The organism is Chryseobacterium hagamense (genome assembly GCF_007991455.1).
Taxonomy (GTDB): domain Bacteria; phylum Bacteroidota; class Bacteroidia; order Flavobacteriales; family Weeksellaceae; genus Chryseobacterium; species Chryseobacterium hagamense.
On sequence record NZ_BJYJ01000051.1, the window covers coordinates 1 to 13819 of the forward strand.

General features: G+C 41.8%; 6 protein-coding genes. 5 read left to right on the forward strand and 1 reads right to left on the reverse strand.

Annotation, left to right across the window (positions count from 1 at the left end; all coding sequences use genetic code 11):
• Nucleotides 1–407 precede the first annotated feature (407 nt).
• The 3 genes from CHA01nite_RS19700 to CHA01nite_RS19710 are packed head-to-tail and all read left to right on the forward strand — an operon-like array spanning nucleotide 408 to nucleotide 6181.
• Entirely contained in the window at nucleotides 408–1148 is a 741-nt protein-coding gene (locus CHA01nite_RS19700; protein WP_146944585.1) for a hypothetical protein, read from the forward strand.
• A gap of 1 nt (nucleotide 1149) precedes the next feature.
• Nucleotides 1150–5967: a CotH kinase family protein gene (locus tag CHA01nite_RS19705; RefSeq protein ID WP_146944587.1), complete on the forward strand. Its 4818-nt coding sequence runs from the start codon at nucleotides 1150–1152 to the stop codon at nucleotides 5965–5967.
• Nucleotides 5968–5977: 10 nt separating this feature from the next.
• Nucleotides 5978–6181 (forward strand): hypothetical protein, encoded by a 204-nt coding sequence (locus CHA01nite_RS19710; protein WP_146944589.1) that lies wholly within the window; start codon nucleotides 5978–5980, stop codon nucleotides 6179–6181.
• Between the two features lie 768 nt (nucleotides 6182–6949).
• On the opposite strand, the gene CHA01nite_RS19715 is transcribed toward CHA01nite_RS19710, so the two are convergent.
• Nucleotides 6950–9520 (reverse strand): glycosyl hydrolase 115 family protein, encoded by a 2571-nt coding sequence (locus CHA01nite_RS19715; RefSeq protein ID WP_146944591.1) that lies wholly within the window; start codon nucleotides 9518–9520, stop codon nucleotides 6950–6952.
• A 488-nt stretch (nucleotides 9521–10008) separates the two neighbouring features.
• Here CHA01nite_RS19715 and CHA01nite_RS19720 point away from each other — a divergent pair, with 488 nt between their 5' ends.
• Together CHA01nite_RS19720 and CHA01nite_RS19725 are read left to right on the forward strand one after the other, a co-directional pair.
• Nucleotides 10009–12963: a glycosyl hydrolase 115 family protein gene (locus CHA01nite_RS19720; RefSeq protein WP_146944593.1), complete on the forward strand. Its 2955-nt coding sequence runs from the start codon at nucleotides 10009–10011 to the stop codon at nucleotides 12961–12963.
• A 526-nt stretch (nucleotides 12964–13489) separates the two neighbouring features.
• The gene (locus CHA01nite_RS19725; protein WP_146944595.1) at nucleotides 13490–13744 is read left to right on the forward strand and encodes a hypothetical protein; all 255 of its coding nucleotides are present in this window, start codon (nucleotides 13490–13492) and stop codon (nucleotides 13742–13744) included.
• Nucleotides 13745–13819 lie beyond the last annotated feature (75 nt).

Sequence of the window (13819 nt, forward strand, 5' to 3'; positions counted from 1 at the left end):
AATTGATTTTTAGTTTATACCGTCTTATTTCTGTTAACAATATTTGTTACTGCAACTACAGTACAGCAAGGTTTAAAAACTTTTATAAGAGCCAGAAAACAATGAAATTTGAACCCTGAAAAATGCGAATGCTCATGGGAGTCAAAAAATATAGCGGGAAAACATTATAGGAAAGAAATGGACAAGAATGTAGTTTATTTAAAATGATATAAATAATCATTGCGAAAAATATATGTTTTCCAAGGTATTCCCTATTAATAATTCACCCATTGATCATACGATAAAATTGGGCGGGAATCAATAATTGCTCAAAAAAACGTAGAATTCTGTTTAAATGCAATAATTCTGTCAGGAATAGTCTTTCCCTCAACTTATCAATTTATAAAAACTAATTTTCAACAACAATAATGAAAGTACCATTAAAAACAATTTTCAGCTGGTTTGAAAAGGGTGATATGCCCACAGAAAATCAGTTTCAGCAGACCTTTTCTTCATTCCGTCATTTAGATGATAATATCAGGATGGATGAAATAATGGGTTTAAATGAAACTTTTCAAAAAACGGTATCCAGCACAACTTTTACAAACCATCTGCAAGATGAAAGCGCACATCATTTAGTGCTCGCAAAATTGAATGCCTCCAATCTTACTGCCAGGAATGTAGAAGAATGGAAAGAGAAATTAAAGATTAAACTGGCAGCCACAATAGACGATGGTGACGAGAGCGGAAATGTCTATACAAAGGAGCAAATCGAAGTAATTGTAAATATACTTCAGGCAAAGGATAATGAAATGCTGCAGCTGATTGAGAAAATCAACAAAATACTGGATTCTAATGATGATCGTCTTGATGAACTTCATGAAATCGTAGACTATATTAAAGAAAACAGAGAGCAGATCGAATTGCTTAAAGGTTCAGGAACAAATTCTTCCTTTGGAGGAATCTTAAGGCCTGCTGATCATATTACGGTTAAGCCCGGGTCAGCAAAATGGTTTTGGGCAGGGAGTGGAGTCTACGAAAATGCTTCAGGAGTTACGATTGAGAATTTCGGAATAATTTCCTTTGACGGTTTTGTCTGGTCTGTTCTTGAAATGAGTATGCCCGGAGGTGGAACAGATGGTTTTATTGATTTAACACAAGAAGATTAAAATGAGAAATACAGGAAGAATTTATTTCACAAATTATGAAAGATCAGATGAAGAAGTTGCAAAAAATTTCATCTATCCCGTCATGTTTTTCATTAAAAACGATGAGGGAAAAATTATTAAACAGATTGCCTATTCAGCTTCAGGAGAAAAGTCAGAAAGCGAGTACGGAATCGGTGGTGGAAACGGAGGAGCCAATGGAATTGTGTTTCGCGCAAAATCTGAAATACCTGCATCATTCGTAAAATCATTTGGAAGCGAAGTTAAAATCGTGTTTTCGTGGTCATCCATAGACAGCATTGATGGTCGTGAAACCGGTGGAGGAACAGCGAGTATTTTAAAAGGAAACACAATTCTTTTTAATAAAAATATTGATCAGGGGGTCAATGAGATCGATATCACGTCATTTATTTTGGCGGGAGACAATAGCGTTACTCTCAGTATAACCGACAGTTACGGAAATAACCGACAATTAAAATATCATATTCAAACAATAGCACTTGCTTTAAGTACGACCTATGATAAAACCACTATTAATTCGGGACCAATAATTTTCCGGTATATTCCAACAGGAAATGTTGAGAAGACAATCCATTTCAAATTAAACGGATTGGATCTTCCGCCAGTGGTGACTTCAGTTAATAACAAAGAATTGTTGTATGAAATCCCTGTACAGCCTCATGGTGTACCTATTTTAGAGGGTTATATGACCGCAGATCTGTCAGGAGAAATCATTGAAAGCAATCATTTATTTACAGATATCATCTGTGTTGTTGCCGGTAACGTAACGCCTCTGGTATCTTCAGCAAATCATATTGTTGCTAATCAGTACGCTCCGGCTTCCATTGAATATCTGGTGTATTCACCATCGTCAAATTACAGCGATGTGGAGATTTTGGTCGATGGAGAAAAGGTTTCTGAATTACTGGTCAATAGAAGTTTACAAAAATTCACGTATACATTTACGGATTCGGGTACGCACACTGTGACTTTTAAATGTGGCAATGTTACGAAAAATACGTCAGTGGTCGTAACAGCTTTTGATATACAGGTCGAAGCCGAAACGTTAGGCCTGGAATTATTTTTGAGCAGCCGGAACAGAAGCAATTCAGAGATTAACAAAAACGAGTGGAAATACAAAAACCTGTCATGTACCCTTACTGATTTTGATTTCAGTACCAATGGGTGGATTCAGGACTCCAAGGGTTCCGTAGCGCTTAGAGTCAGCGGAAATGCAAGGGTTTCGATTCCTTTCAAAATATTCGATAACGATTTTAAAACCGGTGGTAAAACATTAGAATTTGAATTTTCAACTTCAGATATAAAAAACAGTGACAGCACTATCCTTTCATGCAAAAATGGGAATGTCGGATTTGTTGCGACCTCAAATTCTTTTTCGTTCAGTTCCGAGCAGGACGGTACCTCCATATTCTTTAAGGAAGATGAAAGAATCCGTGTAAGTGTGGTCGTTACAAAGGTTGCAGACCAAAGACTGGTGTTTGTGTATATCAATGGAATTATATCTTCATTATATCAGTATAATTCATTAGACAGCTTTTTACAGCAAACTCCCCAGAATATTACCATTGGAAGCAGTGACTGCAATATTGATTTATACAACATCAGGGTTTACAATAACAATCTGAACGCCGATCAGATGTTGTCGAATTTCATTGCCGACATGGATAATCTAGTTGAAAAAGTCAGCATTTACGAAAGAAATAAACTTTACGATGCGTTCGGAAATTTGTCCTATGATAAATGTTTACAATCCATTCCATGCTTAACCATTGTAGGGGATCTGCCAACTTATAAGGGTGATAAAAAAACAATTGTTGGAGAATATGAAAATGCCCAGGATCCTGCAAAATCGTTTTCCTATGTCAATGCGAGTATTGATGTTCAGGGAACGTCTTCTCAATATTACCCACGGAAAAACTTTAAAATCAAATTTAACGGAGGCTTTAAAAGTGGCGAATCGGTTGCTTCACGGTATAAGCTTCGCGATAATTCATTGGCTGAAAAGACATTTACTTTTAAAGCTGACTTCATGGAATCTTCAGGTTCTCACAACATCGGTCTGGCAAGGCTTGCACAGGATTCTTTAAATCAACTGGGCTATTTAGTTCCGCCACAATTAACCAACCCTGATATCCGTACGACGATGGACGGGTTTCCCATGCTTATATTTCACAGGGCGACACCGGACTCGGAGCGTATTTTCTTAGGGAAATATAATTTCAACAATGATAAGTCGAATGAAGCAACGACAGGTTTTACAGAAGGCCAGGAATGCTGGGAGTTTTTAAACAATACCTCAGATAATACCTTATTTATTGCTACGGATTTTCAAGGTGTAGACGGAAACGGTAAGCATTTGTGGAAAAATGATTTTGAGGCAAGATATCCGGAAGACAATGAAGATACTTCAAATCTTGAAGCTTTGCATACATGGATCGTGAGTTGCAAAAATAATCCTGCAAAATTCAAAAGCGAGGCTCAGGATCATTTTAATATTCAATTTTTACTCTTTTACTATGTTTTCACGGAGTTTTTCGCGATGGTGGATCAGCGGGCGAAAAATATGATGTTTGCGATGTACCCGGACACTGAAGGAAACAGGCGCTGGTATCTTATATTTTATGATAACGACACGGTTTTAGGCCTTAATAACGAAGGGCACAATGTCTATGATTACTGGGTAGAAGCCCACGATCAGGTAGGTAGCGGTTTTGTATGGAACGGCGCGCTTTCAGAGCTGTGGAAATTGGTTGAAGCTGCTTTTGATACGGAGATTACGGCTTTGTATCAGCAAATGAGAACTTCAGGGATTCTGACTTATGATAAGTGCAACACTTATTTTAACACCTTAGGATCTGACCAATGGGCGGAAAGTATTTTTAATGAAGATGCGAAATATAAATATATAGATCCCCTGGTTGTAGCCGGGAACGGAAGTTACTTATACACCGCTCAGGGCTCAAGAAAATCACACCGGAATTATTGGTTATTGAACCGTTTCCGGTATATGGATGGGAAATATGACACCTCTACTTTCTCTTCGGACTATATTACCATGAGGCTTTATACACCTTCGGGCACGCCTGCAGTTCCGCCAAATGCCAGTTTTTTATTGACGGCTCAGAAAGATGGGTATACGAAAATTAAGTTCGGTTCTTACATCAGCAGGGCACGATTGCGAAAAAATGTGGCCTCCCTGGTCCAGGCTCCGGCTACTACTTTTAACGACACGGAAACCATTATCTATGGTGCATCTGCAATTAAAGATCTTGGGGATTTGTCCGGAAAGTATCTGGGAACGCTTGATGTATCAAAGGCTTTGAATTTATCAAGATTAAGAATCGGAAGTCAGATTTCGGGTTATTCAAATCAAAATCTGAGGAACCTGTTTATCGGCAATAATACGATTCTGGAAGAATTGGATGTAACGAATTGTCCCAATCTGAAACAGTCAATAGATTTAACAGGCTGTACGAGTATTAAGAGGGTTTCTGCTGCAGGTACAGGAATATCATCGGTATTACTGCCCAAAGGTGGTTTGCTTGTATCTTTAACGCTTCCTTCTACAGCAAATACCCTGATTTTGGACAACCAAAAATTTATTACCAATGCTAACTTAACTTTTACAGCAAGTTCAATTAAAACCCTTGTTATTAAGGACTGTCCTTTGATGAATGTAAATGACATTGTTTTAACTCTGAAAAATTTAAGCAGAGTTAGAGTTAGTAATCTAAATGGCAGCAGTTCTTCTAGTGAAAATTTCTTCCCACTTATAAATGCTAAAGGAGTTGATGATTCAGGCAATACAGTGCCTAACTCTATCGTTGAAGGGACATGGGACTTTACTACCATATATGAAGACGATAAAACCTTTATGGAAGCCTATTGGCCGGACTTTCATTTTACGTATAAAAGTATTACCAATTTTATTCAGATTTCGGATGTGACCAGGAAAGCTACTTTATTGTCAGTGTATGATACCAATGGTGACGGGGAATTGAGCTTTGCAGAAGCAAGAGCTGTTACTGATATACCTGCTGATACTTTTAATCCTTATTCTACTCCAGGAACATATTTAGGTGGAAGTTTTGATGAATTTAGATTTTTTACAAATGTAGAAACTGTGGGAGATCATGCATTTGACAATAACACATTGTCAAGTATAACTTTTCCGCCTAATATTAAGAAAATAGGAAGGAATGCTTTTCAATTATCAAATAGAACTGTTATAAATGGCAACCTTGATAAAGTTGAAGAGTTGGGAATTTCCCCAATTATGGGAAAATATTTAGATATTAACTTATTTAAAAATGTTAAGATTTATGATAGATTTTCATTTATTTGGGTGTATCCTCGGGCTGGTAAGTATAGCCTTCCGTATATCACAAGAATTTTTCAAAATATGCTGTCCAATAATGTAGATAATTATACTGTTGAAGAGCTTGTTTCAAATCATGTCGATTTATCTGGTTGTACGAGTTTAGAAAGAATTGATTCATATGGATTGTATACCAGCTTACGATCTGATGAAACTGAAGCTACGATTATTCTTCCTGCTTCGATTAATTACTTGGAGAATTACTGCCTGCCAATTGGTGCAAGTGTAGGACAGCAAGGCGTAACAAGAGTAATCATAAAAGTATTGGCCACGACACCTCCTGTTTTGGTCGGGACTAATCTTGTTGCTGACGGGATAATAATAGATAAAGTCGAAATTCATGTACCCGCTGCAAGTGTTTCTGCCTATAAGGCTGCAACAAACTGGAGTTATTTTGCATCAAAAATTTATCCGATAACGTAATAATAAAATTATGAAACAGACAGACAATATAATTAAGGCAGAGCCGGGAAAATGTTTTAGAAGAAAAATAGACGGGGTCGTTTTCGGTGATGAAGTCTATTTGGGTACTACCTACTATCTTGACGGAATAAGGCTCGAAAAACCGATTCAGGAAAACCCGGATGATTTTGAAGAAATTGAAATCGAGGTTCAAACAGAAGAAATTCATAAATGATGATAAGTTGTATTACTTATTTAACGTGAATTCGAGTTACAAACCGTAATATAACGTGAATTCGAGATACAAACCGTAATATAAAGGCTGGAAGAGGGAAGCTGGATGCCGGAAGTTTCTCTTCTCAGACACAGGACCAAAAATCTTGATCATCAAACTGAATAGGTTATTGCTTTATGAGAGAAGTTCTTATTCAATCCTGAATAACCGGTTTTTTTTTGAATCAGGGACAGATTTCTCTTGTTTAAAGTCCTGAAAGGACGGCTTAGTAAAGGATAGGATAAAATCCTATCTATAAACCGTGTATTTGCTCCGGCAAGATAAGTATTATTTAAAAATCCCGAGTGAATCAGTCTCATTTTTATTTTTGAATTAAATAATAAGCTGAATATGATGTTGATACGGTCGAATTCACGTTATTTACTGAACGAAAATTTACAACAGTCCTGACCGGATGATAAAGATCTAAGGACCAAAATGAATCATTAAACCGGAGCAGAAATTTTTCTGCTCCGGTTTTTGTTTTTATAGTTTTTAAATTTTATAACAGCCTGTTGCGTATTTAGCTGGAAATTGTTCGGAATTTATTAAATCAGGAAAAAAAATCCATTATTTAAAAATCCCGAAAGGACGACTGTCCAGCACAGCATTCATCCTGCGAGAAAGATGATCCTGAAATCAGGTATTAAGGCGGATCTCCTAAGTTCCTCCTGTCAAAAATTTGCTCGGAAGGTTAATCTTTACGAACGCCTTCATCTTTAAAACAGCCTAAGGCATTCTTTTAACCGGAGATTCATCCATAAAAAGATAAGTTTTCTCATACCCGCCGAAATCGACGATGATTTTCTCGAAGACGATTCCGGGATCGAGAGGTTTGATGATCAGAGTCTGTTGTCCGTCTGCGGTTTCCGGCAGTGGCAATTCAACTTCGCTGTGTACGATGCGTCTTGCCACGGTAGGGTAGAAGACCGCATAAATGTTGGCCGGATCTTCATTCAGGTTCTGATTGAAGTTGATGGTTTCTTCTTCGGTTCCGGAAAATCCTATGCTGTACCGGTGGCCTTTCGGATCGTGGAAGGCAAGGGTAGACTTGACCACGATATGAACTTTCACTTTTTTAACGTCCTTCGGAATATTCATTTTATAAGACAGTGAAGCATCCGTCACTTCTTTGCTGTAGGGCATCAGTGCGACACCGCTTAATGTTCTGCCCATATACGGAATGGTGGTCCAGGTGGCTGACGGGGAGTTTTTGGACTCAAAATAATGCTCGGCTTCCATGACAACTACCTGGTCTTTTGCATCAAATACATAGCCTCCCTGTATTTTACCCTTTTCAATCCGGTAAATTTCCGGCAGGGTGTCTTTCGGGAAATTATCATTCCATGAAGTATAGCCGATTTTTTTCTGGATCATCATGCCGTTCCATTTTCCGCCGGACATCACATGGTTGTAATCGTAGCTCAGATCGGTATCCCTTTTAAAGGTTTTTTCCACCAGGTCTGCCCAGGAATTGGCAGCCGGATTATTTTCTTTATACAATTTATGATTCATGGCCTGGGCATAATACATCTCGTACAGGTTGGCCATCATCTGAACCGGGTAAAGGATCAGTTGTTTGTAGGCGTCCCTGTATTCGGGACTGAGGCTGATGTACTGGCGCAGGGCCTCTGCTTCGAGTTTGAGATACTCATCCGATACCTGCTTCCACTCGCCGCTTTCGGTATTATAAGTTCCGGCATCCAGCATTTCCGGTGTTACCCGACCATTGTACTTGCTGTATAAATTAATGATGCGTGCGGCTTCATCGGCCTGGTTGTCTCCGAACTGCTGGGCACAGAAATCCCGGGTGTGCTGCAGCAGATTTTCATTGGTGTAACTTTCGGGATTCCATGCCATGTCCATAAACAGCGAAATGGGATATTCCATCGGTTTCAGATCTCCTACATTCACAATCCATATTTTATCCACGCCGTAATCGTAGGCCAGCTGGGTTTGTTCCCAGATATTCTGGATCGGACTGACGTTGATGGTCTTTGAATTTCTCGGCGCCCCCACATAATCGACGTGGTAATACATGCCCCATCCTCCGGGATGGTTCTTTTCTTTTCCTCTGGGAAGGCGGCGCAGATCGCCCCAGTTATCATCGCTCAGCAATATAATGACGTCATCCGGCGGTTTCAGTCCCTGGTCATAATATTTCTGGACTTCTTTGTACAGGGCCCACATCTGCGGTGTTTTGCTGGCCGGCTTTCCCGTCACCTCTTTTATGATTTTTCTCTGGTTCTGAATGATCTTTTCCAGCAGCCTGATGTTGTCTGCATCATTGGGAATCAGATTGTGGTCTTCCCCTTCTTTTCCGCCCATCGGCGTATCGCCATCGCCGCGCATCCCGATGGTAATCAGATCTTCGGTTTTGGCAGCCCTTTGAATACCTTCCCTGAAAAACTGATCGATATTCTTTTGGTTGGTTCTATAGTCCCATTCTCCGTTTTCCTTTCTTTTGCGGACCCATTCCTGGTGGTTCCTGGCCATGGGCTCATGATGGGAAGTCCCGATGATAATCCCCATTTTATTAGCCGTATCACTGTTTTCAGGGTCATCGGCATAAAAGCTCCAGCTCCACATCGCCGGCCACAGATAGTTGGCCCGTAACCGGAGCATCAGTTCAAAGACTCTGGCGTAAAACCGGTGATCCCCATACTTGGTTCCGTAGGTATTTTGTACCCAGGTGGTCAGGCACGGAGCTTCGTCGTTTAAGAAAATCCCGCGGTACTTTACTGCCGGTTCTCCCGCTGTGTATTTCCCTTTCTGAATGGACAGGTTCTGCTGTTTTTTCACGGGAACATCCGCCCAGTCGTACCAGGGCGATACCCCGATCTGCTCCGAAAGCTCATAGGTTCCGTACACCGTTCCGCGCCGGTCGCTTCCTGCAATAACCAAAGCTTCCTCTACGCCCGGCATAGGATTGCTGACAACCGTAATGATGTATTTTTCATTTTTACCCTTCAGATCCTTCTCGTCGATCTTTCCGTTTTTAATGAGCTGCCGGATGTATTGGCTGCCCAGGCTGCCGATCATGATCAGTCTTTTGGCCTGGGGCTGAAACATCACTGATGCCTCTTGACCGGACACCCGCTCAAAATCTTTCTGAAGATTGGCAACGGCAATCTTTACGGCTGCATCGTCATTCTGATCCATGAGTATTTTTTCGGGAATGCCGTTTTGGATCAGCGGAAAGTTACCCGGCTTCAGTTCACCCGAAACGATGCCTTTATGATCGATCGCAGACAAATGAAAAGATAGCAGCAGCAGGAATAAGGTTAAATAATTTTTCATAATAAAACAGTATTAAATACCGGAGGTCCGTATGAGGTGAAAATTTGATTTTTCTGATCGGCTTCCGGTTAAATCCGGGAAGAAATAATTAAAAAATAATTTTATTCATTGACCTTTCTTAGCCATAAGAATTTTAAAACTAAGTTTTTTTTTATTTAAAAAAAAGAAAAATCATTAATAAAATAAAGGGTTGACAAGGGTTTTGTAATTGAAATAATGATATGGATAAGCATGATCTTCTTATTAAAAGGTCTTGCATTATTTTAATATCATAAGTCAATATGATAAGACTGCAGGATTCTGAACAAACGGCAGTTCCTCATCAAAGGGATTGGGTACCACAATAATCAGATATGCTTGGATTATAGTAAAAGGTCGCAAAAATAGGATGATTATTAATTGTAAAAAGTACATTTATTTTTATATATTTAGACATCCGTATGAAATTTTCGGGTAAAACCTTAACACCAATTTAAAATTATCAGTTTATGCTTAAACAATTGGTTTATATCGCTTTGTTATTGGCCGGCATATTGGAGCACGCACAAACCCTGCAGAATAATATTTTGAGCCTGCTGCCGGATTACGTACAGCATACCGCTTCAGCCGGTGCATTTAAAATTGCTGCTTCCGGGAATGCGGCAAAGATTATGGCAGATCCGGATGACTGGAAAGGGGTACTCCGCGCAGCCAATGACCTGGGTGATGATGTGCATAAAGTAACGGATGCCGCTGCACCGGTACTTACGGGCACAAACCCTGTACCCGGGGCAATCATTGTAGGGACCATCGGCAGAAGTAAGCTGATCGACCGGCTGATTTCCAGTGGAAAGCTGAATGTAGAGGATTTAAAAGGAAAATGGGAATCTTTCGTGATCCAGACCGTAGGAGACAATCTGGTCATTGCCGGCAGTGATAAGCGCGGAACCATTTATGGAATTTACGATGTGTCAGAAAAAATGGGAGTATCCCCATGGTATTACTGGGCGGATGCGCCGGTAAAGAAAAGCCGTGACTTATATGTGAAGGCAGGGCGCTATCTGCAGGAGTCCCCGAAGGTAAAATACCGCGGCATCTTCATCAACGATGAAAGCCCTTCGTTCTCCGGATGGGCGGGTAAAAGCTTCGGCGGCATCAACTCCAAAGCCTACGTGCATATTTTTGAACTGCTGCTCCGCCTGAAAGCCAATTATTTATGGCCGGCCATGTGGGGCAATGCCTTTAATGAAGACGACCCGATGAGTCCCGTTCTTGCCGACGAATATGGCATTGTAATGGGGACGTCGCACCACGAACCGATGATGCGTTCACAGAAAGAATATACCAAACGCAAAGATCAGATCGGTCCGTGGGATTATGTTACGAATGCAGAAAATCTTAAAAAATTCTGGACCGAGGGCCTGGAACGGAATAAAAATTACGATAACCTGATCACCATGAGCATGCGGGGCGACGGCGACGTCGCCATGGGCAAAGGGGATGATGCCGAGAATATCAGCACCCTCAGGAAGGTGGTGGCCGATCAGCGGGAGATTATACAAAAAGTCTACGGTAAGGATCCGGACCAGGTACCCCAGCTTTGGGCGATTTTCACCGAAGTGCAGCGTTATTATGATGCCGGCATGAATGTCCCGGAGGATGTCACTTTGCTGTTCTGCGACAACAATTGGGGCTACATCCGCCGTACGGCACCGGCCAGCGAATTAAAACGTAAAGGCGGGATGGGCCTGTATTACCATATCGATATGAACGGCGGCCCGTGGAACGACCGGTGGATCAACACTACCACCGTACCGAAACTGCGGGAGCAGTTCAGCCTCGCGTACAAAAGCGGCATCGACCGGATCTGGATCGTCAATGTAGGCGATCTCAAACCAAAAGAGATGCCCATCGATTTTATCATGCGCTATGCCTGGAACCCCGATGCAATTTCCGCCACTCAGACTTCGGATTATATGACCGACTGGGCCACAGGAATTTTCGGAAAGGAACATGCTGCCGAAATCGCGGATATCGTATCCAAATATTCACAGTATAATCTGATGCGGAAACCGGAAGTACAGGATCCGGAAATTTTCAGTTTCGTGAATTACCACGAAGCAGAGCGCGTACAGAAACGCTGGCAGGATCTTGCTGCAAGAGCGGAAGCTTTAGAAAAGAAAATGCCTGAACAGGCATTGGACGCTTATTACCAACTGGTGCTGTATCCTACCAAAGCGTCGGCCGGTGTGGCGGAGATCTATTTAGCAGCCGGCCGCAATAATCTTTACGCTAAACAGGGCAGGATAAATGCCAATACCTATGCTGATCGTGCGCGTACCCTTTTTGAGCTGGATAAAAAACTGACAGCCCGCTACAACGATTCCGTGGCCGGCGGCAAATGGAAGAATATGATGAGCGATGTGCACATCGGTTACAAACACTGGTCGATGCCGGCTCAGAACGCGCTGCCTCCCCTTAATGAAGTAACCCCGTTACCCTCGCCAGCACTCGGAGTAGCAGTAGAAGGCAATACCGAAGCCTGGCCCGGCGCAGAAAAAACAGCAGTGCTCCCGCAATTTGATGTGCTGGATAAGCAACGGTATTATATTGATATTTTCAACCGCGGAACCGGTTCACTGAAATTTACGGCCAAAGCAGATAAACCCTGGATCAGGTTAAGTGATACCAAAGGAACAACCGCAACGGAACAGCGGCTGTATGTAGACATCGACTGGAAAAAAGCGCCTGCCGGAAGGGGCGGGGGATTGATCGAGATTGCCCAGGGCAATACCAGGGTGCCAATAACGGTCAATACACTGAAAAAAGCAGCACCAATAAGCAGGACACCTTATTATGGCGGATATTCCGGTGAATTTTCGATCCCGGCAGATAAATTCAGTGCCAAAATCTCCGGAGATAATGCCGAATGGATCGTTTTGCCGGGACTCGGAAGGGCAGAGACTTGCATGGGAATCAACCCTACTACGGCACCAGGTTCAGCACCTGAGAAAGCCCCGCGGCTGGAATACAGGATTTTTCTGCCGGAAGCCGGTCCTGCGAAAGTCCTGCTCGGAATTTTACCTACCCAGGACGTTAATCCGGCCAGGGGATTGAGAATAGCCGTTGCAATTGATGGTCAGGATCCGGTGGTGCTCGATGCCAGAAAAGGGTATCATGATGAATTTAAAGAATATACACCGGCCAACCTGATGCGCTCCAAAACCCTGAAACCGCTTCCTGATCCAGGTCCCGGATATGCCCTTACTTCCCGTGGAAAGCCCCGGCGTACCGAAGTCTTCGATAACCAGCGCTGGCTGGATGTTTCGCTTGATGTAAAAACAACGGGGATACATACCCTGAAGGTTTACATGGTCGATCCGGAGATTGTCCTGGAGCGTATTATCGTAAACCCTGATGATCAGCATCCGAGTTATCTGGGTGCTCCTGAAAAACCCCATTAACACGGATGTTTATCTTTATTCAATAAGGTCTTTACCTACCTGAAACATTCATACTTACATTGATATTTTTAAGGCTGCCCTAAACGTTAGGGCAGCTTTTTTTAAGCAGCCATATCCGGAATTCTAACACAGAAAATCTTTTTATAGAGGTCTAAAAAATCATCAAATGATGTCTAAAAAATAAGACAGATTTAATCCCTTGCCAACCATTTTCATGAAGTATCTTTGCGCCGTTATTTGTTTTTAAATATTCATGCAATTCACTGCATAGAAACTGAACAGATTTTATGATATACACTGGGATAAATGGCGGTTTTATACTTTTTGTAAATTTTCTTTTTCTGAAAAATTACTTCAGGGCGGTGTATGATGTTCCGTTTTCACGGCAACCCGCGACCATTATAGGGGAATGCATCGGAATATCCAGTGATTTTTTGCAGAGACCGCTCAGCAGCCGGAAGACAGGCCGACAGCCATATTATCCGGCGAATCATCATTTATTTGTACAGAAACAGCGGAGTATTGGATGTTCATTGATCCGCAAAGGAAAGGACAGGAGATCAGGGCCTCTCTGTTCCGGAAAGGACATCCTGACCTATCCCGACTCCGGTCTTCTGAAAAAGAGCTTTCACACATCCTCCTGCCGGCCTCCGCCACATCATGTGATCCTGTAGGATCCCGAACAGGTAAAAAGATGAATGAAAAACGGGGGGTCGGATACGACCATCGCTCCCCGACAGACCTGCTTCAGACCGGAAGCACGGTTATTCTATGCGCGTAATGCAATAAAACATAAAAAACAGTTATGAGAAAACAGTTATTAATGGCAGCAACATTATTTGCTTTCATTTCATCC